The following is a 24,899-nucleotide window of genomic DNA, read 5'->3' on the forward strand; positions in this document are numbered from 1 at the left end:
GTGCCCGTCAGTTCTCCGGAAGGAATGTGCGCAGCGCATGACACCACGACTGACCGTCGTCGTCCCCATCTACAACGTCGAGGCGTACCTCGATGCCTGCCTGGAGTCGCTGGCCGCGCAGACCATGTCCGACCTCGAAGTCGTGATGGTCGACGACGGCTCCACCGACGGGAGTCCGGTGCTCGCCCGCGCCATGGCCGGGCGTGACCGGCGCTTCCGTTACGTCAGGCAGGGGAACGCGGGCCTCGGAGCGGCGCGCAACGCAGGTGCGGCCTTGGCCAGGGGCACGCATCTCGCCTTCGTGGACAGTGACGACGTGGTGCCGCACGACGCGTACGAGCGCATGCTCGACACCCTGGCGGAGTCGGGCTCCGACTTCGCCACCGGCAACGTGCACCGGCTGCGCGTCGACGGGACGACCGAGCAGTCGGCCATGTTCCGCAAGGTGATGGGCACCGACCGCTCCGCCACCCATGTCACCCGGCACTGGGGCCTGCTCGGGGACCGCATCGCCTGCAACAAGGTGTTCCGCAGGGACTTCTGGGACCGCCACGCACTGGCCTTCCCCGTGGGCGTGCTCTTCGAGGACATCCCGGTCATCGTGCCCGCGCACTTCCTCGCCCGCAGCGTCGACGTCCTGTCCGGGCCCGTCTATCTGTGGCGTGACCGGCCCGGCTCCATCACCAACCGGCGGGCGAGGCCGTGCGCCGTCGTCGACCGCACCGCCGCCGTCCGTTCGGCCAGCGGCTTCCTCGGGGACAAGGCGCGCGAGACGGCCGGCACCCCGGAGGCCGCGGGCTGGCTGGAGGGCAAGCGGCGTTACGACGCGACGGTGCTCGCCGGGGACCTGTGGCTGTTCATGGAGGCGCTGCCGCTCGGCGACGCCGCGTACCACGAGGCCTTCCTCGACTACGCCAGCTCCTTCGCGGACACCGTCGACCCGGCCGTCCTCGCCGGTCTTCCGCTGGCCCTGCGCGTCAAGTGGCAGCTCATCCGGGAGCGCCGCCTGACCGAGCTGCTCGCGTTCATGACGTACGAGAAGAGCAACGGCACGACGTTCCTCGCGCGTGGGCCGCGTAGGCGCCGGGCGCAGTTCCCTCCCGTCACCGGGCCCCTGCCGCGCGGCGTGACCGCGCTCCGCAAGGCGGATCTTCCGCTGAAGTCGCACGTCACCGAGGCGTCCTGGGACGAGGACGGACGGCTGCGGCTCAAGGGCTTCGCCTATGTACGGAACCTGCCGGCGGGCCGGGTCGAGGCGCGCGCCAAGTTCGCGTGGCTGCGGGCGGGCAAGCGGCGCGCGGTGCCCCTGAAGGTCCGTACCGTCCGCTCCCGCGACGCGACGTACCGCTCCAAGCAGGGGCTGCACAGCTACGACCGGTCCGGGTTCGAGACGGTCATCGACCCGGCGCGGCTCGTCACCAAGCGGCCGAGCACCGTCTGGAACGTCGAGATGGCCGCGTTCGGAGGCGGCCTGCTGCGCACCGGGCCCGTGCGGATGGGCGGGCTCGCCGAGCTGCCCGTGCGCTACCTGGACGACTTCCTGCGGATCACTCCCCGGCTCAGCAAGGGCCGGCTCCGGCTGCGGGCCGAGCGCGTGAAGGCCCGGCTCGTGCGCCACGAGGAGTCCGGCGGCACCCTCAGGCTGGAGGGGGAGCTCGCCCCGGGAGCGCCCGCCGACCTCAAGGCGCTGCGCGTCGAGAACTGGCACACCAAGGAGGCGTACGACCTCCCCGTCGAGCGCTCGGGTCGCGCTTTCACCGCCGAGCTGCGCCTCGACCTGATCGCGGATACCGGGACCGACGACACCGGCGCGCCCCGCAAGACCGACCCGTGGGGCGTCGGCCTCGTGCGCGGGGACGACAAGTGGTCGGCTCTCGCGGTCCGCCCCGACACTCCGGCAGGCCGCCACCCGCTCGGCGCCGGACGCGAACTCCTCGTCCTCGCGAACGCCGCCGGGAACGTCGAGCTGCGCAATCAGACCGTACGGCCGCTCGTCGACACCCTGGCCTGGGACGACGACGGGCGGCTCACCGTCGGGGGCAGCTTCCCCGACGAGTCGGAGACGGCGTGGGAGCTGCTTCTCCAGCACAGCGGCCACGACGAGGAGGCCGTCCTTCCGGTCGTGGTGTCCGGCGGGCGGTTCGACGCGGCGCTGTGTCCGGTCGCGGTCGCGGGCCCCGCCGGAGTCCTGCCGCTCGCCGAGGGCCGCTGGCACCTGTTCCTGCGCGAGCCGGGCGAGAGTGAACCCGGCCGGTACCGCCAGGTCCATGTCGCGCCCGCCCTGCACGAGAGCCTGCCCCTCGTACGGGCCCTGGGCGGCCGGGACTTCCGCGTCGGGCGCCACTCCTACGACCGACTCGTCATCGGGTCGGGATCCGGCCTCGCCGTCACGGAGCGCGGCGGCGCCCAGCAGGGCGCGCTGCGCACCCGCTACGCGTCCCTGCGCGTCGAGCCCCGCACCGACACGGTCCTGTACTCCAGCTTCGACGGCCGCCAGTACTCGGACTCGCCGCGCGCCGTGCATGAGGAGCTCGTCGCCCGCGGCGAACCCCTCGAGCATCTCTGGGTCGTGCGCGACCAGCAGGTCGCGGTGCCCGCGAGCTGCCGGCCCGTGGCGCTGTGGAGCACCGAGTGGTACGAGGCCCTGGCCCGCAGCCGCTACGTCGTCACCAACACGCAGCTGCCCGACTGGTTCGAGCGCGCCGAGGACCAGTACGTCGTACAGACCTGGCACGGCACCCCGCTCAAGCGCATCGGCCGCGACCTGGCGGACAGCCCGTCCGGCGACCGGCGTTACATCGCGACGCTGCCGGAGCGCGCCGCGCAGTGGAACCTGCTCGTCTCCCCGAACCGTTTCTCCACCCCCGTCCTGCGGGGCGCGTTCGGCTACCACGGCGAGGTCCTGGAGTCCGGCTACCCGCGCAACGACCTGCTGCACGCGGCGGACCGCGCCAAGGTCGCCGCCGCGGTCCGCGAACGCCTCGGCATCCCCGAGGGCCGGCGCGTCGTCCTCTACGCCCCCACCTGGCGCGAGAACCAGCCGCGCAGGGGCGGCCGTTACGGGCTCGACCTCCGGCTCGACCTGGCGGCGGCCGAGCGGGCCCTCGGCGAGGACCACGTCCTCCTCGTGCGCCGCCACTACCTCGTCGGCGGCACCGTCCCCGGCACCGCTTCCGGCTTCGTACGTGATGTGACCCGTCACCCGGACGTGGGTGAACTCCTCCTGATCAGCGACGTGTTGGTGACCGACTACTCGTCGCTGATGTTCGACTTCGCGCAAACCGGCCGGCCGATGCTCTTCCACACCTACGACCTCGACCACTACCGGGACACGCTCCGAGGCTTCTACTTCGACTTCGTCGCGCAGGCGCCGGGACCGCTGCTCACCACCGGCGAGGAGGTCGTCGAGGCGCTGCGCGACCCGGCCGCCGCGACCGCCGGGCACAAGGACGCGTACCGCCGCTTCCGCGAGGTGTTCTGCGACCTGGACGACGGGCACGCCGCCGCGCATGTCGCCGACGCCATGCTGCCGGGAGGCCGCCGATGACCACGCCCGAGGTGTACGACATCAGCTGCGTCGTCGTCTGCGGCACGGACGCCGCCGCGCTGCGCGCCACCGTACGGTCCGTGCTCGATCAGACCCTGGCCGGCACCGAGGCCGTCCTGGTGACGGCCGGGGCGGACGAGACGGCCGCGTCGCTCGCGGCCGGCGACCCGCACCGGATCCGGCTGGTCCACGCCGGTGCCGCGAGCCCGGCGTGCGTCCTTCGCGACCTGGGCCTCGCAGCCGCCCGCGGCCGGTACGTCATGGTCGCCGCCCCGGGCGAGCGGCTCGAACGGCACGCCTGCCGCAACCTCTTCGAGGCGGGCCGCCGCACGGACGCCGACCTCGTCGCGGGACGCTGGGACAAGGCGCCCGCCTGGCAGAGGGAGCTGCACGCCAGGTCCCGCGTCGTCGAGGACCTCGCGGACGCGCCCGAACTCGTCACGCGCGACAGCCTGAGCGCCGGGTTCTGCGTACGGCGCTGCGCGCTCGGCGCGCTGTCCGGCGCCGGACGGGCCCCCCTCGGCGTGCGGGCCGCCCTCGCCGCCCGGCGCATCGCGCTCGTCCCGAACCTGATCACCTCCGGATGTGCCCCGGCCGACCCGGTACGGGACCTGCCCCGCGCCGCCGACGCCCAGCGCGGCACGCTGGAGCTCCTGGACGGCGACGCCCTGCGCGCGGCCCGCGAGAGCGCCTTCCTCGCCGACCACGTCATCCCGTGCGTCCGCGCCTTTCTGGCGCTCGGCCCGGAAGACCGCCGGGAGACGGCGGACTCTCTCGCCCCGAGCCTGCAGGGCCTCGTCACCCCGGACGCGCTGCGCGCTCTGCCGCCCGTCGAGCGCATCGGCGTGCGACTCCTCGTCGACGGGGACGCCGACGGCGTGCAGGCCGCCGCGTACGCCCTGGCCCGGCCCGGCACCGTCGTCTCCCCGCTCGTCATGACGGGCGGCGGACGCGTCCGCTGGAGCGCGGAGCACGCCGACGACGACATGTTCGACGTCACCGAACTCGGCCACCAGTACCGGCAGTTCACCGACCTCCGTCTCCTGAACCGCGTCACCCACTGCCTGCGCCAGGGCGCGGTGCTCGCCGTCGAGGGGCGGCTCGTCGTGCCGCTCGGCCTCCTGGACGACCGGCCCGCGCTCGCCGCCCGCCTCGACCTCTCGGTGCGAGGCGGCCGCGCGCACACGCTCTCCGTGCCGGTGGCAGACGTACGCCAGGAGGACGGGGGTGTCGTGTGGCGGACCGAGCTGCCCCTCACCGGCGCGCTGCGCCCGCGCGGCATCGGCGACCGCGTATGGGACCCGCGGCTCGTCCTCACCGTGGACGGCGTTCCCGTCACCACCGACCTGGTCGCCGACAAGGCGGCCGTCCCCACCCGGGCCACCACTCTCCCGGCCCGCCCCCGCCTGACCCGCCTCACCGCCGACACCTGGCAGCCCTACGTCACGGCCAAGCATCACCTGGCCGTCTGCCTGCTGCCCCGCCGCCGTGCGGCCCGCACCGCGCAGGCCGTCCTGCACTACGTCACCCACTTCAGGCCCGCCCGCAAGCTGAAGCCCGTACTGCGCGCCCTGAACAAGAAGCGCGAGGCGCTGCACTCCCAGCGGGTCAAGCTGCGCGTGTACCGGCGGATCCTGGCCAGGCTGCCCGTCAGCAAGGGCCTCGTCGTCTTCGAGAGCCACATGGGCAAGAGCTACGGGGACAGTCCGCGCGCCGTGCACGAGGAACTCCTGGCGCGCGGCGCCCGGGTGCGCTGCGTCTGGTCGTATGCCACGTCGAGCGCCGGGTTCCCGGCGGATTCCCGGCTCGTGCGCCGCTGGTCCTGGCGGTATCTGTGGGCCCTGGCCCGCGCCGAGTGGTGGGTCGACAATCAGGGGTTCCCGCACGCCCTCGACAAGCCGCGCCACACCACGTATCTGCAGACGTGGCACGGATCCGCGTACAAGCGCATGGGGTTCGACGAGGCGCGGCACAGGACGCGGAACGCGCCTGAACGCGAGAAGCTGCGGCGCGCGGTGGGCCGGTTCGACCACTTCATGGTCCGCTCGGAACACGACGTGCGGACCCTCGCCCGCGCCTACCGCATCCCCGAGGAGCGGCTGCTGCGCGCCGGCTACCCGCGCAACGACCGCCTGGTGGAGGCCCGCGGGCGCGACGAGCGCGAGGGCCGCTTCCCCCGTCCGGCGCTCGCCACGGAACTCGGTATCCCGGACCACCGCACGGTGGTGCTGTACGCGCCCACGTTCCGCGGAGTCCCGAAAAGCGGGCGGATCGTCCAACTGCCGCTCGATGTAAGGGAATTCGCCCACCGCTTCGGCGACACGCACGTGCTGCTCGTGCGCGCCCACTACATGGAGGCGGCGAACCTGCCCGTCACCCCGCCCGGCACCGTCATCGACGTCTCCGGCCACCACGACGTGAGTGAACTCCTCGTCCTCGCCGACGTGTTGATCACCGACTACTCGTCGATCATGTTCGACTACGCCCTCCTCGACCGGCCCCTCATGCACTTCGCGCCGGACCTTGATGCCTACGCGGCCGACCGCGGCGCCTACTTCGACCTGCGCAAGCGCGCCGGCGGGCCCGTCGTCGAGACGCAGGAGGAACTGCTGCGGACCCTCGGCGGGCTCAAGAAGGCCGACGGGGAGTGGCAGGCCGCGCGCCGCGCGTTCGCCGCCGAGTTCGGTTCCTACGACGACGGCGGCGCCGCCCGCGCGGCCGCCGACCTCATCCTCGGGAAGAAGGCCCGCGCATGACCACCACGACCACCCCGCGCGCGGGCCGCGACCTCTTCCTCGTCGCCAACACCGTCGACGAGCTGGGCGGCGTCACCGCCTGGACCCACCAGATGGCCCGTCTCTTCCAGCGCGCGGGCCACCGCGTGCACGTCATCGGCGTCCACGAGGCGGAGCTCAAACTCGCCCTCCCCGCCGACCTCGGCTACGAAGTGACCAGCCTCTACCCCGCGCACCCCCCGACCCCGCGCCCCGTGCGCGGCCTCGCCCGCCTCAGCCCCGCCGCGCACCGCCGCGAAGCCCGGCGTCTCGCGGACCGCGGGCGCGCCGTCGCCCGTCTCTCGGAACTCTTCCGCGCCGCCCGGCCCGGCGCCGTAGCCGTCGTCACCCAGGTGTGGCCCATGGAGTGGCTGCGCGAGGCGGACACCGCCGGTCTGCGGATCATCGGCATGAGCCACGAGTCGTACGCCTACTCGCGGGCCTGCCACCGCTACCGCTGGATCAGGCGGAACTACCCGTCCGCCGACCGCTGGCTCGCCCTGACCCAGGAGGACGCCGACGACTGGATCGCCGACGGCATGCACAACGTCGGCGCCATGCCGAACGCCCTCGCCCACCTGCCCGAGATCCCCTCGCCACGCACCGCGAAGGTCGTGTGCAGCATCGGCCGCCTCGCCGACCAGAAGGGCATCGACATGCTCGTCGACACCTGGGCCGAGGTCGCCCCGCGCCGGCCCGGCTGGACCCTGCGGATCTACGGTGCCGGGGCCGACGAGCCGGACCTGCGGCGCCAGTGCACCGAGCTGGGCCTCGACGGCTCGGTGGAGTGGATGGGCCGCACGGACGACGTGGCGGGGGCGCTCGCCGGAAGCGCCGTGTTCGTCCAGTCGTCGCGCGGCGAGGGATTCCCCCTCGCGCTGATGGAGGCCATGGCGAGCGCCGTGCCGTGCGCCGCGTTCGACTGCGCGCCCGGGGTGCGGGAGATCGTGCGCGACGGCGAGGACGGCCTCCTCGCACCCCCCGGCGACACCGCCGCCCTCGCCGATCGCCTCCTGCGCCTCACCGGCAACCCGCGGATGCGGGACGCGATGGGGGAGCGGGCCAGGGTCAATGTGCAGCGGTTCTCCGAGGAGCGCGTCCTGGAACGCTGGGAGGAGCTGTTCGCCCTGCTGGAGCGGTGAGGCCCGGCCCCGCGCCTTCCGTGCTCAGGCGCGCGGGCCGACCCGCTCGTCCGCGGGCTCCGGGCGCGGCCCGGCGATCGGCACCTCGCGCACGGACCGCGCCTCCTGGTCCTCGCCGAGCACGACGTGCCGCACGACCCGCTCGGCCGCCCGCCCGTCGTCGTACGGGCAGAACCGCTCGCGGAACGCGGCTCGCAGCTGCGCCGAGCGCGAGCCGCGCCAGTGTCCCGTCGTGAAGATGTCGATCAGCTCGTCCTCGCTGCGGGCGACGGCGCCGGGCGGGGACGTGCGCAGGTCGAAGTACGTGCCGCGCGACGCCTCGTACGCCTCCCAGTCGTCGGCGTGGATCACGATGGGCCGGTCGAGGTTGGCGTAGTCGAACATCAGGGACGAGTAGTCGGTGACGAGGGCGTCCGCCGCAAGGCACAGCGACTCGACGCTCGGATGGTCGGAGACGTCGACGACACGGCCGGTGCCCTGAGCGAAAGGTGCCTGGTGCAGCGGGTGGGCGCGGGTCAGGACGACGAAGTCCGTGCCGAGCCGGCGCAGCACCCGCTCCAGGTCGAGAGTGCAGCGCTGGGTGCGGCGGTAGTCGCGGTGGGTGGGCGCGTACAGGATCGCCGTCGCGCCCTCGGGGATGCCGAGGCTCTCGCGGATGCGGGCCACGTCCCGCGAACTCGCCCGGTGGAAGGCGTCGTTGCGCGGATAGCCGTACTCCAGCGTCGTGTACGCGGCCGGGTAGACGCGCTCCCACACGAGGGTGGAGTGCCGGTTGGCGGACAGGACGTAGTCCCAGGTGTCGACGGAGCGCAGGAGCTGGTCGAAGTCCTGGCCGCGGGCCGCCGCCGGGTAGTCCTGGAGGTCGAGGCCCATCTTCTTCAGGGGCGTGCCGTGCTGCGTCTGGATCACGACCTGGCCGGGGCGCTTGACCAGCCTGCGGTCGAAGTTGACGTTGTTGACCAGGTACTTGGAGCGGGCCAGCGCCGTCCAGTAGGCGGCGGTCCCGGGACTCAGGGCGCGGGTGCCGGACGGCAGGGTGTGGTGGTGCTCGGGGCCGGCGATCCACGCGGTGGCGACGTGCGGCGCGTGCGCGCGGAACGCGGCTTCCAGGGCGCCCGGGTTGCAGCCGTAGCCGCGCCCCCAGTAGCTGGAGAACACGGCCCGGTCCGCGCGCACCGGGAGCCGCAGCTGCACGCGGTAGTGCGCCTGGAGGACGGCCGCCCGGGCCGTACGCCGCAGCCGGTCCGTGAACCCCCGGACCCGCCGCACGAGACGCATCGCCGCGGCCAGCGACCGGTAGGTGCGGTGCGAACCGAGCCGCACCAGGCCGTGCCGGAGGCGGTCGCGGGCGGCGACGGGCGCGCCGGGGACGCGGTAACGGCGGTAGTGCGCGCGGGCCCTGCGCAGGAATTCGGGGCGGGTGCCGCGCGCCAGCCGGTCCGGGTTCGTGAACACCGTGGCGAAGTGCTCGACCATCCGCCGGAACAGCAACGGGCGCCACACGGAGGCGAGGTCGGGGTGCGCGTCGAGGAACGCGAAGACTCGGTCGTACTGCTCGAAGACGTCGAAGTGCGCGCGGGACGTGGTGCCCAGGATGTTGCCCCGGCGGCGCTGGCGGTAGTGGACGCAGACCCGGTCGAGGGTGGCGATCGTCCGCGCCGACATCAGGACCGGATAGGTCCAGGGGGTGTCCTCGTAGTAGCCGGGCGGGAAGGTGAAGCCCTGCTCCTCGATGAAGGCCCGCCGGTACGCCTTGTTCCAGACCACCATGAGGAGTTGGAGGATCTCGGGGCGGTCGGCGAGCGCGAACGGCGCCGGTCCGTCCTGCGTGAGCCGGTCCGCGTACTGGTTGCGCACGGCCTCGCCCGTCCAGTACGTGCGGGCGTAGTCGTAGACCAGGACGTCGGGGCCGCCGGTCTCCTCGATGCGGTCCGTGATCGCCTGGAGCGCGCCCGGCGTGAGGGTGTCGTCGCTGTCGAGGAAGAGGACGTAGTCCCCGGTGGCCTGTTCGAGGCCGGTGTTGCGGGCACGGCCGAGCCCCACGTTCTCCGGCAGACGCACCGTCCGCACCCGCTCGTCCCGCGCCGCGAACTCGTCGGCGATCGCGCCGCTCGCGTCCGGCGAGCAGTCGTCGACCGCGATCACCTCGAGATCGGAACACGACTGTTCCAGGACGGATTCGAGGCACGCGTGCAGGTAGGCCTGCACCTTGTACACGGGGACGATGACACTGAACCGGGGCAAGGCGCATCCATGGGTCGGCACGGGCATACTGCCCGGGAACGGCCGATGGAGTGATCCGGTTACGCCAGATGTGGCATACGAGGGACCCCTCGGTAGCCGAAGAGGGGCGAACCGTGACCGGTCCGCCCCCCCCAATTCGCCTGCGAATGCGGCTATTTCACCGCTCCTGCCATCACACCGGACACGAACTGCCGCTGGAAGGCGAAGAACACGGCCAGCGGGATCACCATCGAGATGAAGGCGCCGGGCGCCAGGATCTCGATGTTCCCGCTGAACTGCCGCACCTGCTGCTGGAGCGCGACCGTCAGCGGCTGCGAGCCGGAGTCGGAGAAGATCAGCGCGACCAGCATGTCGTTCCACACCCACAGGAACTGGAAGATGCCGAGCGACGCGATGGCCGGGCCGCCGAGCGGCAGGACCACCGTGGCGAAGAGCCGCGCCTCTCCCGCCCCGTCGAGCCGTGCCGCCTCCAGGAGTTCACGGGGGATCTCCGCGAAGAAGTTGCGCAGCAGGAAGATCGCGAACGGCAGCCCGAAGCCGACGTGGAACAGGATGACGCCGATGATGCTGCCGAAGATGCCGATCTTCCCGAAGAGTTCGGACAGCGGGATCAGCGCCACCTGCACCGGCACCACGAGCAGCCCGACGACCGCCATGAACCAGCCGTCGCGGCCCTTGAAGTCCATGCAGGCGAAGGCGTATCCGGCCATCGACCCGATGATCACGACGAGGAGCGTCGCCGGGACCGTGATCCAGATCGTGTTGAACAGGGCGTGGGTGATCTCGTCCTTCTCCAGGAGCGTCTGATAGCTCTTGGTCGTCAGCTGGGCCGGAGCGGTGAAGACCTTCCACCAGCCCGACGCGGCGATGTCCGTCGGATCGCGGAACGAGGAGACCAGCAGCCCGAAGGTCGGCACCAGCCAGAACAGGCCGACCACGAGCAGGAAGGCGCGCAGCGCCCCGCCCGCCGCGCCGCTCGCGATCCGGGCGGCGAGCGAACGCTTGGCGCGCACGGACGTGTCGAGTGCGGTCACCGCTGACGCTCCTTCCGCAGCCGGCGGATGTTGACCCACATCACCGGGAGGACGAGCAGCAGGAGCAGCACGCCGATCGCGCTGCCCGCGCCGAAGTTCCCCTGGCCGCCGAACGCGGACAGGAACAGCTGGAGGGCCAGGACGTTGGCGTCATCCTGGGACGGCTGCGGCGCGATGATGTAGATCAGGTCGAAGATCTTCATCACGTTGATCATCAGCGTGACCAGGACGACGGTGAGGACCGGCGCGAGCAGCGGCACGGTGACCTTGCGGAACACCTGCCACTCGTTCGCCCCATCGACGCGCGCCGCCTCCAGGAGGTTACGGTCGATGCCCGCGAGCCCGGCCGCGATCAGGACCATCGCGAAGCCCGCCCACATCCAGGCGTACGCGCCGATGATCGACGGCGTCACCAGGGCCGGGCCGAGCCACTCGACGCCGTTGTAGGCGGTCGCGAAGTTCGAGCCCGGGAGCCGGAGCTGGGCTCCGTCGGCCGACTTGGGCAGGGTGAAGGTGCCGTCGTCGCCGCTGGTGGTGGACGCGACGACCTTGCCGCCCTTCACCGCCTCCACCTTGACGCCCTTCAGGGCCTTCTCGCCCGCGTCGACGGCGCCCTTCTCGCCGCCCCCGCCGAGCTTGAAGTCCAGCCAGACCGTCCCGGTGACCTTGTCGCCCCCGGGGCTCGCCGGCTTGGCGTTCTGCGGGCTGCCGGGCACCTTGTCGGGTGCGATACCGACGAGCGGCAGGAACGCCGGGGTACCGGCCCGAGCGGTCTGCTTCGTCATGAACGAACCGCCGCCGGACGCCTTCAGGTCGCTGCCGATGGCAGGGCGCGCCTTGGGGTACACGGAGGCGTCGGCGAACGCGTCGTGCACGGACGTCACGATCGCGTTGGCCGCGCCCTGGTTCGGGTCCTGCTCGTAGACCAGGCGGAAGATGATGCCCGCCGCCAGCATCGAGATCGCCATCGGCATGAAGACGATCAGCTTGAACGCCGTGCCCCAGCGCACCCGTTCGGTCAGCACCGCGAAGATCAGGCCGAGCGCCGTGCACAGGGCCGGCGCCACGGCCACCCAGATCGCCGTGTTCCTGACCGCGATCAGCGTCTGGTGGTCGCGGAAGATGTCGCTGTAGTTGTCGAGGCCGACGAATTCCGAGCCGCCGGAGTCGTAGAGGCTGCGCCAGACCGAGTACCCGATCGGGTAGACCACGAGCGCGCCGAGCAGGACGAGCGCGGGCAGCAGAAACAGCGCCGCCACCCACGGCCGGGTCCCGATCACGCTCTTGCGCGGTGTTCCGGACGGCGCCGGCGGCAGTGCGCCGGCGCCCCCCGCCTTCGCCACGGAGGACGACATACCGCGCCGTCAGCCGTTCTTGTACGCCTTGGCGGCGTCGGCCTCGAGTTGGCGCTGGGTCCCGGCGACGTCCTTCGGGTTCTTCAGGAAGTCCTGGAGCCCCTTCCACTCGCCGACGCCCTGCGTGCCGCCGAACGCCGCGGGCGCCTGGTCGGACATGTCGAAGCGGAAGTCGTCGCCCGCCGCGAGCAGCGCCTTCGCGATGTCCCGGGTGACCGCGTCCTTGTACTTGGCGGTGTCCATCTCCTTGTTGGGGGAGATGTAGCCGCCCTGTGCCGCCCAGATCTCGGCCGCGTCGGTCGAGGAGAGGAACGTGACGAGCGCCTGGGCGCCCTCGCCGCCCTTGAGCGCCACCGCCACGTCGCCGCCGCTGACCACGGGGGCCTTGTCGCCGACCGCCGGGAACGGGAAGACCTTGGCGTCCGTGCCGACCTTGGCCTTGGTGTCGGCGTTGATGTTGGCGGTCACGAAGTCGCCCTCGTAGACCATCGCCGCGGGGGTGTCACCGGAGAACGTCTGCGTGACGGACTTCGGGAACTCCGTGCCGAGCGCGCCCTTGCGGCCGCCCGCGATCAGGTCGTCCTTGCCCCACAGCTGGGCGAGCGTGGTCAGCGCCTCCTTCACGGAGGGGTCCGTCCACTTGATCTTGTGGGTGGCGAGCTGGTCGTACTTCTCCGGGCCCGCCTGGGAGAGGTAGATGTTCTCGAACCAGTCGGTGAGCGTCCAGCCGTCCGCGCCGCCGATGGAGACGGCGGGGGAGCCGGCGTCGGACAGGGTCTGCGCGGTGGACAGGAAGTCGTCCCACGTCTTCGGGGTCTTGGAGATCCCGGCCGCCTCGAACGCGGCGGTGTTGTACCAGACCAGCGACTTGTTGGCGGCCTTCACATAGACGCCGTACTGCTTGCCCTTGTACGCCCCGAGGTTCTTCCACCCGGCCGAGAAGTTCTTGTCGACCTGGGCCTGCGCGTCACTGCCCAGCGGCTTGATCCAGCCCTTGTCGGCGAACTGGTGCAGCACGCCGACCTGCGGCAGGAACGCCACGTCCGGCGGCTTGCCGCCCTCGATCTTCGTACTGAGGAACGTGGCGGTGTTGTTGCCCGTCGGCACGAAGTTGACCTTGGCGCCGGTGCGCTTCTCGAACTCTTTGAGGACCTTGGTGAAGTTGTCCTGCTCCGGCCCGGTCCAGACGGCCGCGACCTCCAGGGTCTGCCCGTCGAGCTTGGGCAGCTTGACGGAGGCGCTGCTGCTCTCGCCGCCGCCGCTCGTGTCCTTGCCGCTCTTGTCCTTGCCGTCCCCGCCGCCACAGGCGGTCAGTGTCAGCGCGAGGGCGCCCGCGGTCAGAGCTGCCGCTGCGGCTTTCGCGGCCCCGGACGTCCTCGACGCCCTTGATGTCGTGCGTGTACGAATGCTGCGCATCGCTGCCCCGTTCTCGTCCCGAACGCTGAACGTACGCACCGAACGCTGAACGTACGTATGTGCGCTGTCCCGTGGCGTCTGGTTCTACGCCCGGCCAGGGAGGACAGGCAAGGGCGCCTGCGGTGTCAGCTCCAAGATCGTGACGGGGTCGTGATGTCGGCCCCGAACATGGGGAGTCGGAAATTTCCGGGCCGTCCTGCCGGAGGTCCCGTCACAGAAGCGACGGCACCTCCTGCGCCGCGACGGAACGTGCGGCCCGCTCCAGCGCGCTGGCCAGCAGGGCGAGATCGGTCGGCCCGTTCCCCAGCTCCCTTACGGGGCGCCGGGCCGGCGGGTCGCCCATCCGCGTCCAGTCGAGCGGCACCACCGTGGGCCGCTGCGTGGCCGTACGGGGGATCCGCCCCGTGACCCGGCCCGCCTGGAACGCCAGCTCGCGTCCGTCGGCGCCGGAGAGCCGGCCGCGGCCGGGCGCCGGGTCGTCGGGACCGGCCGACGGGGCGTCGAGCACGACCCGCAGCGCCACGCCCCACGCCGGCTCGGAAGCGGACGCGCGGGCCGCGACCAGATGCACCCCCAGACGCTCGCCGTCCCGGACGACGGCCTCCAGGGCCCGTACGACCGATCCCGCGGCGGGTCGCCCCGGCGAGCCGAGCGGGGGTGAGAGCAGCGCGTCCAGGTCGTCCACCAGGACCACGAGACGGGGCAGGGGCGGGGCCGGATCGGCCTCCTTGCGGGCGGCGGCGGGCCGCAGGCGCAGGGTCGAACTGGGCGGCGTGTCCAGGTCCCCGGCGCCCTGGTCGGCCGTGCGGGGCGGCGCGGGGCGCTGGGCGACCATCCGGCCCGACACCTCGCGCTGGGTGTGCCACTCGGCGAAGTGCCGGCGCCCGAGCAGCTCGGCGCGGCGCTTCAGCTCGGCGGCGAGCGACTGGGCGAACTCCCGCATGCGCACCGGGTCGTTGGCGGCCAGATGGGTCGTGACGTGCGGCAGGTCCGTGCAGACGCGCAGTCCGTCGCCCCGGTCGGCGCCGCCGGTACCGTCCCGCCCGTCGACGAGGACGAGCCCGAGCCGGTCGGGACGCTCGGCCGCCGCGAGCGACGCGGCGATCGAGCGCAGCAGCTCCGTGCGGCCACTGCCCGCCGGGCCCTCGATCAGCAGATGGGGGCCCTCGGCGGCCAGGTCCACGACGACCGGTCCGCGCGGTCCGGCGCCGAGCACGGCCCACGCGCGCCCGCCGAGCGCCTCCGTGTCGTCCCCGGCGGCGGCCCAGCGGGCCATCAGGGAAGCGGGTGTGGCCCGCGCGAGCCCCAACTCGTCCAGGAGGCGGGCGATTTGGGGCAGCGGTGCGGAGACTCTGGGGTGCGGCTCGCTGGGGCCGCTGTCGGTGCGCAAGGGGGCGATGGCCCGCGCGAAGCGCTCGGCCCAGGCCGCCGACACCGCGTCGATCGCGGCGACCGTGCCGTGCCCGACGACCTGGCCGTGCGACGTCCGCATCAGCCGCAGCGCCGTCGCCACATCCCCGCTGAGCAGCGCGACGGCGCCGCACGACTTGAACGCGGGCGACACGGCGCACGCCATTTCATAGGTCTGCGTGACCGGCGACGCGGGCGAGGACGCGGGGGCCTCGGCGAGACAGATGACATGGATCCCGGCCCGGCCGCCTTCCGTCGCGAGCCGCACGGTGGCCTCGCGCAGCCCGGCCGATCCCGGGTCCCCGTCGACGACGAGGACGGTCAGCGGGCCGGTCCAGCGGTGCCCGGCGCCGGAGCCCTGGGGCGGCCAGGTCTCCTCGGCGGCGGGGTGCCCGGCGGGGTGGTCCGTCGTACGAGGTTCCCGGTCGGCGGTGGGCCTGAAATCGGCGTGGCCGTCCGCCGGGGCGTCGCTCGACCGGCCTCCCGCGCCTTCGTGCCCGTACGGCCCGGGCATTCGGCCACCGCGCTCGCCGGCGTCTGCGGCTTCACCCGAACGGGACCTCGGCACCATGGGGCCGAAGCCGGCCGGCTGCTGCCCCGCGCGGGCGGCCGCCGGCCCGGCGTCCGGGCGGCGCGACTCGTCGGCGATGTGGTCGTCGAGGCGGCGCAGGAGCTCGCCCGTGCGGGCCACGGCCTGCTCGCGGTCGTACGCGAGGAGGAGCCGGCAGTCCTGGCCGTGCGCGGGACGCAGATGGGGGAGCCAGCCGAGCCAGGACCACTCGGCAGCCCGGTCCTGGACGCTGCGCGACCGGTCCGTGCTGACCAGGACGATCTCCAGGGCGTCCGGCGAGTGCAGCGCCGCGAGCTGCGCGACGACGGAACGGGCCACGCCCGACAGCCGCGCCCGCGGCCCGGCGAGACCGAGCGCGCCCGCCTCCCGCAGCCCCACCGTCACCGGGACGCCGGGCAGCAGCCCCGTGCGGTCCGGGGCCGTCCGGTCGTCCGTGCCGAGCCGCACCGCGAGCGCCTCGGGGTGCTCGGGGCCGCGCTCCCAGAGCCGTGGCCCCGGGCCGAGCGCGGTGAGCAGCAGCGCGGCCGCGTCGGGCCAGGACTCGGAGGATCCCCTGGAGGAGGGGGAGGCGGGGGCGAAGGTCTCGGGGACGTGCGGCGGCTCGCCGTGGTGGGCGCCGGTGTCGTACGGGGACCCGTCCTCGCCCGTACGCCCGCCGGCCAGGCGCCGCGCCCAGGCGCCGAGCCCGCCGCGCCTGCGCTGCTCGCGCGGCACGGGTGTCCCGCGCGCGGGGGTGATGGTCGGCGTGCTCTCGGCGGCGGGCGGCCCGGCCTGCTCGGGCACGACGGGGCCGGATCCGGCGGCAAGCGCGGCGGGCCCGTACGCGTGCCGGGTCTCGCCCGCGAGACCCGGCTGGGAGGAGAGGGCTCCGGAGTCGCCCGCGTCCGGGGCCGTCACGCGCACGTGGCCCTCGCCGTCGGGCGCCGTCCGCAGCACGGGCCCCGAGGAACCTGAGAAACCAGTGAAAGACGAGGAACCCGCGGCGCCCTCGGGGGCCAGCCGCAGCGTGGACTCGCCGAGCCGCAGGAGCGCGCCGGGGGCGAGCCGGGCGGGGCGGTCCCCGACAGGGCTGCCGTCGACCGTCGTCCCGTTCGTCGAGCCCAGGTCCGTGACCGTCACCCGACCGTCCGTGCCGAGCGTCACAGCGCAGTGCATCCGGGACACATCGGGGTCGTCGAGCGCGACATCGGCGTCCGCGGAGCGGCCCACACGGATCTCGCCGCCGTGCAGCAGATGCACACCGCCCGCGTCGGGCCCCGCCACCACATGGAGCTGCGCCGCCGCGCCCTCGATCTCGGGTCCCGGCTCGGCGGGAACACCCAGGGACAGCACGGCCCCGTCGGTCAGCGGCGGCTCGCCCAGCGTGCAGCGCTGCCCGTCGAGCCGCTCGGGTCCCGCGTAGAGAATCGCCGTGCCCTCGCCGCCCGCGACGGCCGTCACCAGGGCGGAGGCCACCGCGGCGAGCGCGGTGCCCGCCGGGGCGGTCACCAGCACGTCGCACGACGCCGCGCGGTCTTGCGGGTCGGGGCGCGTCCCCAGGGGGTCTACGACGGTCAGCCGGATCTGCATCGCGTCAGCGGTCCCTTCTGCGCGGGCGCCCGGGAAGGGGCTGCACCGCGGTCACCCCACCGCAGATCCCCCACCGCACAACGGGCACGTAGGCCAGTACGAGAGGCATCCTCGCACTTGCCACCGACAACACGCCCGTCGGCCACCCGTAAGTGATCTTGATTGGTCGGCTCTGCCCGCAAAAGTGCCTGCATGATGCCGCTTGGGACCGCTCACCCCCTTGCCGGCGGCAACCAACCGCCCACCCCGGGCGTCTTTCCGTCGAACGTGGCTGTGGCGGGCGGGGAGTCGCGGAAGATCAACAGACAAAGGGTTGTTCGACGGCACTACAGTGGGTCGGAACACCCAAGAACGAGCAAGACCAAGCAGTACGCCAGTACGCAGCAAGCAGGGAGCGCATGACGTGCGGCCGGTAGGCAGTAAATACCTGCTCGAGGAGCCGCTCGGACGCGGCGCCACGGGCACCGTCTGGCGGGCCCGCCAGCGGGAGACCGCGGGGGCCGAGGCGGCCGTTGCCGGGCAGCCCGGCGAGACCGTGGCGATCAAGGTCCTCAAGGAGGAGCTCGCCAACGACGCGGATGTCGTGATGCGCTTCCTGCGCGAGCGCTCCGTGCTGCTCCGCCTGACGCACCCCAACATCGTGCGCACCCGCGACCTGGTCGTCGAGGGCGAGCTCCTCGCCCTCGTCATGGACCTGGTCGACGGCCCTGACCTGCACCGCTACCTCCGCGAGAACGGCCCCTTCTCCCCGGTGGCCGCGTCCTTGCTGACCGCCCAGGTCGCGGACGCGCTCGCGGCGAGCCACGCGGACGGCGTCGTGCACCGCGACCTGAAGCCGGCGAACGTCCTGCTGAAGCAGGACGGCGGTGAGATGCATCCCATGCTCACCGACTTCGGCATCGCCCGCCTCGCCGACTCCCCGGGCCTGACCCGCACCCACGAGTTCGTCGGCACGCCCGCGTACGTCGCGCCGGAGTCCGCCGAGGGCCGCCCGCAGACCAGCGCGGTGGACATCTACGGCGCCGGAATCCTGCTGTACGAGCTGGTCACCGGCCGGCCCCCGTTCTCCGGCGGCTCCGCGCTCGAGGTCCTGCACCAGCACCTGAGCGCCGAACCGCGCCGCCCGTCCACCGTGCCCGACCCGCTGTGGACGGTCATAGAACGCTGCCTGCGCAAGAACCCCGAGGAGCGCCCCAGCGCCGAGAACCTCGCCCGCGGCCTGCGCGCCGTCGCCGAGGGCATCGGCGTGCACGCGAACTCCGCGCAGATCGCGGCGGCCGAGGGCGTCGGCGCCCTGCTGATGCCGGACCCGGCGCCCGCGCAGGTGCCGGGCGTGCCCGGCGCTGCCGACCCGACACAGGTCCTGCCCAGCAACGCCGGCTCGTACGACCCGAACGCGGCGACGAGCGTCATGCAGTCCACCGGCACCGGTGACGCCGACCCCACCTCGGTCCTGCCGAACCGGGGCGCCGCCGACCCGACGGCCGTCATGCCGCCGGTCCCGCCGCACCAGCCGGGCGCGAACCCGGACGACCCGCACCCCTGGCAGAACCAGATGCGGGCGGCCCGCGACCGCAACGAGCAGACGCAGGTCCAGTACCTGAACCCGAACGAAGACCCGCTGCGCCGCCGGCCGCAGCGCCAGCAGGGGCGCCCGCAGCAGCCGCCCCAGCAGCAGTACGCGCCCCAGCAGCCCCGCCGGCAGCAGCCGCACCCCCAGCAGCAGCAGTACGCGCCGCAGCCTCAGCAGCAGCAGTACGCGCCGCAGCAGCAGCCCCGCCAGCCGCAGCCGCAGGCGCCGCAGCGTGAGCCGCGGCAGCCGAGGCAGCGCAGTGCGAACCGGACGAAGATCCCGGGGCTCGGCTGCCTCAAGGGCTGTCTCGTCATGATCGTCATGCTGTTCGTGGTGAGCTGGCTCGTCTGGGAGTTCACCCCGCTCCAGCACTGGATCGGCACGGGCAAGTCCTACTGGGGCACGTTGTCGGACTGGTACGACACGGTCTCCCGCTGGATCGGCGACCTTGGTGGCGGGGGTTCCGGTGGCGGGGGTTCCGCCAACTAGCGGGGATTGCGGCACCTGTTGGGTTCCGGCACCTGAAAAACGCCCCACGGCCCCGCTTCGGCCGTGAGGTTGGAGATTTGTCGACTTCCGGGGGTGATTTCCCCCGTGGATGTGATGGTTGGCGTCCGAGCCGCGTAGCTTGGGCGCCAACACGCGTCTGTAGGAGCAGTCTTGGCACGGAAGATCGGCAGCCGGTACACCGCGAACCAGATCCTGGGACGCGGCAGCGCCGGCACGGTGTGGCTGGGCGAGGGACCCGAGGGGCCCGTCGCCATCAAGCTGTTGCGTGAGGACCTGGCCTCCGACCAGGAGCTCGTGGGCCGCTTCGTCCAGGAGCGCACGGCCCTGCTCAGCCTCGACCACCCGCGCGTGGTCGGCGTCCGTGACCTGGTGGTCGACGGGAACGACCTCGCCCTGGTCATGGACCTCGTACGCGGCACCGACCTGCGCACCCGCCTCGACCGCGAGCGGCGCCTGGCCCCCGAGGCCGCGGTCGCCATCGTCGCCGACATCGCGGACGGCCTCGCCGCCGCGCACGCCGCCGGGATCGTGCACCGCGACGTGAAGCCGGAGAACGTCCTCCTGGACATGCAGGGCCCCCTCGGCCCCGGCGGCTCCCACCCGGCGCTCCTGACCGACTTCGGCGTCGCCAAGCTCATCGACTCCCCGCGCCGCACCCGCGCCACGAAGATCATCGGCACCCCGGACTACCTCGCCCCCGAACTCATCGAGGGTCTCCCGCCGCGCGCCGCCGTCGACATCTACGCCCTGGCGACGGTCCTGTACGAGCTGCTCGCCGGCTTCACGCCCTTCGGCGGCGGCCACCCCGGCGCGATCCTGCGCCGGCACGTCACGGAGACGGTCGTCCCGCTGCCCGGCATCCCCGACGAGCTGTGGCAGCTCCTCGTCCAGTGCCTGGCGAAGGCGCCCGCGTCCCGCCTGCGCGCCTCCGAGCTGGGGGACCGCCTGCGCGAACAGCTGCCCCAGCTCGCCGGGATGGCGCCCCTCGACGTGGACGAGCCGGACACCGAGCCCGACCCGGAGCCGGAGGCCGCCCCGGCCGCGCCAGAGGCGCCCGCCGCCCGCCGCGGCGCCGTCCCCCTGGTCCCCGGCGCGACCCCGGCCGACTCCAACAGGGACACGCACACGTCGATGCGCGTCCCGGCCCCCGACGAGCTGGCGGGCGGCGCCCGCGGCACCGCCCGCGCCCCCGCGCGGCCGGCGCACCCCGCCCCGGCTCGGCCCGCCACCGCGCCTCCGCCCGCCGCCGCAGGATCACCCTCGGCATCGCCGGAGCCGTCCTGGTGGCGGCGGCCGGCATCGGCACGTGGGCGGCCGTGGGCGGCGACGACGCGGACGCGACCCCCGGCAAGAACCCCGGACAGTCGGCCCCCGCCTCCCCCTGAGACGGCCCGGCAGAGCGCCCGGACCCGGCCCCGCGGCCACCAGGACCGGAGCACTTGCCCCAGCCGTTACGCTGGTGTCGTGGCAGTCGTCGACGTATCCGAAGAGCTCAAGTCCCTCTCCTCGACCATGGAGTCGATCGAGGCCGTCCTGGACCTCGACAAGCTGAGGGCAGATATCGCCGTGCTCGAGGAGCAGGCGGCCGCACCGTCCCTGTGGGACGACCCCGACGCGGCACAGAAGATCACCAGCAAGCTGAGTCACCTCCAGGCCGAGGTGCGCAAGGCGGAGACCCTGCGCGGCAGGATCGACGACCTGAGCGTGCTCTTCGAGATGGCCGAGGAGGAGGACGACCCGGACACCCGTGCCGAGGCCGAGTCCGAGATGACCTCCGTCAAGAAGGCGCTCGACGAGATGGAGGTCCGCACCCTCCTGTCCGGTGAGTACGACTCTCGTGAGGCGCTGGTCAACATCCGCGCCGAGGCGGGCGGCGTCGACGCCGCGGACTTCGCCGAGCAGCTCCAGCGCATGTACCTGCGCTGGGCCGAGCGCCACGGCTACAAGACCGAGGTCTACGAGACGTCGTACGCGGAAGAGGCCGGCATCAAGTCGACCACCTTCGCCGTGCAGATCCCGTACGCGTACGGGACGCTCTCGGTCGAGCAGGGCACGCACCGCCTGGTCCGTATCTCGCCCTTCGACAACCAGGGCCGCCGCCAGACGTCCTTCGCGGGCGTCGAGGTGCTCCCGGTCGTCGAGACGACCGACCACGTCGAGATCGACGAGTCGGAGCTGCGCGTGGACGTCTACCGCTCCTCGGGCCCCGGCGGCCAGGGCGTGAACACGACGGACTCCGCGGTCCGCCTGACCCACCTGCCCACCGGCATCGTGGTCTCCTGCCAGAACGAGCGCTCGCAGATCCAGAACAAGGCGACGGCCATGAACGTTCTGCAGGCCAAGCTCCTCGAGCGGCAGCGTCAGGAGGAGCGGGCCAAGATGGACGCCCTCAAGGGCGACGGCGGCAGCTCCTGGGGAAACCAGATGCGTTCGTACGTCCTGCACCCGTACCAGATGGTCAAGGACCTCCGGACGGAATTCGAGGTCGGTAATCCGCAGTCGGTGCTCGACGGCGAGATCGACGGTTTCCTCGAAGCGGGAATTCGCTGGCGCAAGCAGCAGGAGAAGTAACCCCAGGTCTTTTCCAGCTTTGTCGACAAGGCAACTGCCGCCCACCGGGCGGCAGTTGCCTTTTACGTCACAGTCACATGTCCGTACGTCGGTCAACTCCCTAGATTTCGGGCATCACGTACGCAACGACCTTGACGCTGACATGAAAACTGGGAAGGCTGACGCGCGGCATGCGTATCAGTGGGACGCGTGTGAACCGGGGGACGGGCCGACAGCGGCCGACTACCCCCGGGCGGCCCCCGTCCCGCGCGCTGCTCCATCAACGATTAGCTACTGGGGGTAGCAGGCAGATGACCAAGAAGACGCGCATCCGTGTCGCGCGGATAGCAGCCGGTGCGGTGATCGCGGCGGGTGCGTCGCTGACCGCCGCGGGCGCCGCTTCGGCCCTCGACATCGGCGTCAACCTTCCGGGCGCCGGCGTGAACGTGCACGCGGGCGAGGACGGTGTCGCGGCCGGTGTGAGCCTCGGCGGTGACGAGGACCCGACGGACCCGCCCACCGGCCTCCCGACGGACCCGACGGACCCGCCCACCGAGGACCCGACGGACCCGCCCACCTCGGAGCCGACGGACCCGACGGAGGAGCCCACCGAGCCGACCGAGGACCCGACCGCACCGACCGAGGACCCGACCGACCCGGGTAACGGGAACGGCGGCGGCAACGGCGGTGGCGGCGGTCACCACGGCGGCGGGAACGGCAACACCGACCCCGACGGCGGCAACAACCCGGTCGAGCAGGGCCAGGGCAAGGACAGCCTGCAGGACACCGGCTCCGTGCCGGCCGCCCAGCCGGCCCAGAACGGCAAGTCCGGCGGTGAGCTGGCCGAGACCGGCGCCGCCGAGACCACGTTCCTGCTGATCGGCGCCGCGACGATGATCGCCGGCGGCATCGGCTTCCGCATGCTGCCCCGCCTCGTCAGCGGCGGCCGCACGGTTGCCTAAGCAGTCGTGGTGACGTACGTCATGTACGTCCGCACGTAACGCGAGAAGGGCCCGGAGCGTCGCTCCGGGCCCTTCCTCGTGTCCTAGACGGTCTGGTGCGCGAGGAGCGCCACCGCCGCGATGAGCACAGCCACCAGGGCTATCAGGGCCATCGGGTGAAGCCCCGCGAACGGGCTCTCCTGCTGAAGCCGCTCGCGGTTCGCCCGGCACACGGGGCAGCGGCCCTCGCTCACAGGCGCCGCGCAGTTCGCGCACACCAGCCGGTCATAGGTCATGCGCTCTTCCTCCTCCCGCGCGGCGGAGCCGCCACAGCGTAATTCTCTCCGCACAACGCTCCGGGGACCGCAACCGTTCCCCCTACCACTGTGCCAGCTTCCAGGGATTTCGGCGCGCCTCCCCGGATGCTGCCCCTTTGGACCCGTTCCGTTCCTGCCACGACCCGCCCACGACCAGGCAATCAACGGGACAAAACGCTCATCCAAGGACGCCGACTGCGCCGCGGAGCCCGGTTCGCGTATGGTCACGCTCACCTACCCCCGACGCCCACGATGCACCGAGGCGCACCCGTGATCCGATTCGACAACGTCTCCAAGGCCTACCCCAAGCAGACCCGGCCCGCCCTCAGGGATGTGTCCCTCGAGGTCGAGCGCGGCGAATTCGTCTTCCTTGTGGGATCTTCCGGCTCCGGGAAGTCCACCTTCCTGCGGCTGATCCTGCGCGAGGAGCGCACCAGCCACGGCCAGGTGCACGTCCTGGGCAAGGACCTGGCACGACTGTCCAACTGGAAGGTGCCGCAGATGCGCCGCCAGCTCGGCACGGTCTTCCAGGACTTCCGGCTCCTGCCCAACAAGACCGTCGGCGAGAACGTCGCCTTCGCGCAGGAAGTCATCGGCAAGTCCCGAGGCGAGATCCGCAAGTCCGTGCCCCAGGTGCTCGACCTCGTCGGCCTGGGCGGCAAGGAGGACCGGATGCCCGGCGAGCTCTCCGGTGGTGAGCAGCAGCGCGTGGCCATCGCCCGCGCCTTCGTGAACCGCCCCAAGCTCCTGATCGCCGACGAGCCGACCGGCAACCTCGACCCGCAGACCTCGGTCGGCATCATGAAGCTGCTGGACCGGATCAACCGCACCGGGACGACCGTCGTGATGGCCACCCACGATCAGCAGATCGTGGACCAGATGCGCAAGCGCGTCATCGAGCTGGAGAAGGGCCGTCTCGTCCGCGACCAGTCGCGCGGCGTCTACGGCTACCAGCACTGAGCCCCGTGAGCACCAGAGCACTGAGAAAGGCCTGAGCAGACGCCATGCGCGCCCAATTCGTCCTGTCGGAGATCGGCGTCGGTCTCCGCCGAAATCTCACGATGACCTTCGCGGTCATCGTCTCGGTCGCCCTCTCACTCGCCCTGTTCGGCGGCTCGCTGCTCATGCGTGACCAGGTGAGCACGATGAAGGGCTACTGGTACGACAAGGTCAACGTCTCGATCTTCCTGTGCAACAAGGGCGACGCCGAGTCGGACCCGAAGTGCGCCAAGGGAGCCGTCACCGCCGAGCAGAAGCAGCAGATCGTCTCCGACCTGGGCAAGATGCCGGTCGTCGAGAAGGTCTCCCACGAGTCGGCGGACCAGGCGTACAAGCACTACAAGGAGCAGTTCGGCGACTCCCCGCTGGCCAGCTCGCTGACGCCGGACCAGCTCCAGGAGTCGTACCGGATCAAGCTCAAGAACCCGGAGAAGTACCAGGTCGTCGCGACCGCCTTCGACGGGCGTGACGGGGTCCAGTCCGTGCAGGACCAGAAGGGCATCCTGGACAACCTCTTCGGACTCCTCAACGGCATGAACTGGGCGGCGCTCGCCGTGATGGCGCTGATGCTCGTCGTCGCGCTGATGCTGATCGTCAACACGGTGCGCGTCTCGGCGTTCAGCCGCCGCAGAGAGACCGGCATCATGCGCCTGGTCGGCGCGTCCAGCTTCTACATCCAGATGCCGTTCATCATGGAGGCCGCCGTCGCCGGAGTCATCGGCGGTGTGGTCGCCTGCGGCATGCTCCTCGTGGGCCGCTACTTCATGATCGACCACGGTCTGGCGCTCTCCGAGAAGCTGAACCTGATCAACTTCATCGGCTGGGACGCGGTCCTGGCCAAGCTGCCGCTCGTCCTCGCGATCGGCCTGCTGATGCCCGCGATCGCCGCTTTCTTCGCGTTGCGCAAGTATCTGAAGGTGTGACAAGTCTCCCCGGAGTTACAGGGC

The 24,899-nt window shown here is 72.3% G+C and carries 14 protein-coding genes and 1 pseudogene; 9 read left to right on the forward strand and 6 right to left on the reverse strand.

The genetic code is table 11. The features are described from left to right. Positions 1-37: 37 nt before the first annotated feature. From OG574_RS28230 to OG574_RS28240, 3 genes are read left to right on the forward strand one after another with little or no spacing between them, the layout of a single operon-like run. Positions 38-3,547 carry a bifunctional glycosyltransferase/CDP-glycerol:glycerophosphate glycerophosphotransferase gene (locus OG574_RS28230; protein ID WP_326775486.1) on the forward strand — a complete coding sequence of 1,170 codons (3,510 nt, stop codon included), beginning with the start codon at positions 38-40 and terminating at the stop codon, positions 3,545-3,547. Continuing rightward, positions 3,544-6,303, forward strand: a complete 2,760-nt coding sequence (locus tag OG574_RS28235) for a bifunctional glycosyltransferase/CDP-glycerol:glycerophosphate glycerophosphotransferase (RefSeq protein WP_326775487.1) — start codon at positions 3,544-3,546, stop codon at positions 6,301-6,303. The genes OG574_RS28230 and OG574_RS28235 overlap by 4 nt, the downstream gene beginning before the upstream one ends. Further along, positions 6,300-7,463 carry a glycosyltransferase gene (locus OG574_RS28240; protein WP_326775488.1) on the forward strand — a complete coding sequence of 388 codons (1,164 nt, stop codon included), beginning with the start codon at positions 6,300-6,302 and terminating at the stop codon, positions 7,461-7,463. Before OG574_RS28235 ends, OG574_RS28240 begins: the two co-directional genes overlap by 4 nt. 24 nt (positions 7,464-7,487) lie before the next feature. Here the strand turns inward: OG574_RS28240 and OG574_RS28245 are convergent, their stop codons facing one another. From OG574_RS28245 to OG574_RS28265, 5 genes are all read right to left on the reverse strand, one after another. Then, positions 7,488-9,707: a bifunctional glycosyltransferase/CDP-glycerol:glycerophosphate glycerophosphotransferase gene (locus OG574_RS28245; protein WP_326775489.1), complete on the reverse strand. Its 2,220-nt coding sequence runs from the start codon at positions 9,705-9,707 to the stop codon at positions 7,488-7,490. A gap of 152 nt (positions 9,708-9,859) precedes the next feature. After that, the gene (locus OG574_RS28250) at positions 9,860-10,741 is read right to left on the reverse strand and encodes a carbohydrate ABC transporter permease (RefSeq protein WP_100598930.1); all 882 of its coding nucleotides are present in this window, start codon (positions 10,739-10,741) and stop codon (positions 9,860-9,862) included. Next, positions 10,738-12,096: a carbohydrate ABC transporter permease gene (locus OG574_RS28255; RefSeq protein WP_326775490.1), complete on the reverse strand. Its 1,359-nt coding sequence runs from the start codon at positions 12,094-12,096 to the stop codon at positions 10,738-10,740. Before OG574_RS28255 ends, OG574_RS28250 begins: the two co-directional genes overlap by 4 nt. A gap of 9 nt (positions 12,097-12,105) precedes the next feature. Continuing rightward, positions 12,106-13,512: an ABC transporter substrate-binding protein gene (locus OG574_RS28260; RefSeq protein ID WP_326775491.1), complete on the reverse strand. Its 1,407-nt coding sequence runs from the start codon at positions 13,510-13,512 to the stop codon at positions 12,106-12,108. A gap of 211 nt (positions 13,513-13,723) precedes the next feature. After that, on the reverse strand, positions 13,724-17,062 hold the full coding sequence (locus OG574_RS28265; RefSeq protein ID WP_326775492.1) for an FHA domain-containing protein: 3,339 nt from the start codon (positions 17,060-17,062) through the stop codon (positions 13,724-13,726). Positions 17,063-17,465: 403 nt separating this feature from the next. On the opposite strand from OG574_RS28265, the gene OG574_RS28270 reads away from it, so the two are divergent. The 4 genes and pseudogenes from OG574_RS28270 (at position 17,466) to OG574_RS28285 (ending at position 22,657) form a co-directional block, all read left to right on the forward strand. Next, a complete protein-coding gene (locus OG574_RS28270; protein ID WP_326775493.1) occupies positions 17,466-19,124 on the forward strand; it encodes a serine/threonine-protein kinase in 1,659 nt (552 codons plus the stop codon). A gap of 171 nt (positions 19,125-19,295) precedes the next feature. Further along, a pseudogene (locus tag OG574_RS28275) lies at positions 19,296-20,530 on the forward strand (serine/threonine-protein kinase). 79 nt (positions 20,531-20,609) lie between these two features. Further along, complete coding sequence (prfB, locus tag OG574_RS28280; protein WP_326775494.1) at positions 20,610-21,716, forward strand: peptide chain release factor 2; 1,107 nt, start codon at positions 20,610-20,612, stop codon at positions 21,714-21,716. A 290-nt stretch (positions 21,717-22,006) separates the two neighbouring features. After that, positions 22,007-22,657, forward strand: coding sequence for a hypothetical protein (locus OG574_RS28285; RefSeq protein ID WP_326775495.1), 651 nt, complete (start codon positions 22,007-22,009; stop codon positions 22,655-22,657). An 83-nt stretch (positions 22,658-22,740) separates the two neighbouring features. Here OG574_RS28285 and OG574_RS28290 read toward each other — a convergent pair whose 3' ends face one another. Continuing rightward, a complete protein-coding gene (locus OG574_RS28290; RefSeq protein WP_100593906.1) occupies positions 22,741-22,932 on the reverse strand; it encodes a hypothetical protein in 192 nt (63 codons plus the stop codon). 291 nt (positions 22,933-23,223) lie between these two features. On the opposite strand from OG574_RS28290, the gene ftsE reads away from it, so the two are divergent. After that, positions 23,224-23,913: a cell division ATP-binding protein FtsE gene (gene ftsE / locus OG574_RS28295; RefSeq protein WP_100593907.1), complete on the forward strand. Its 690-nt coding sequence runs from the start codon at positions 23,224-23,226 to the stop codon at positions 23,911-23,913. A gap of 44 nt (positions 23,914-23,957) precedes the next feature. Further along, on the forward strand, positions 23,958-24,875 hold the full coding sequence (gene ftsX / locus OG574_RS28300) for a permease-like cell division protein FtsX (RefSeq protein ID WP_326775496.1): 918 nt from the start codon (positions 23,958-23,960) through the stop codon (positions 24,873-24,875). The last annotated feature ends 24 nt before the right edge of the window (positions 24,876-24,899 follow it).

Source organism: Streptomyces sp. NBC_01445, assembly GCF_035918235.1.
GTDB lineage: Bacteria > Actinomycetota > Actinomycetes > Streptomycetales > Streptomycetaceae > Streptomyces.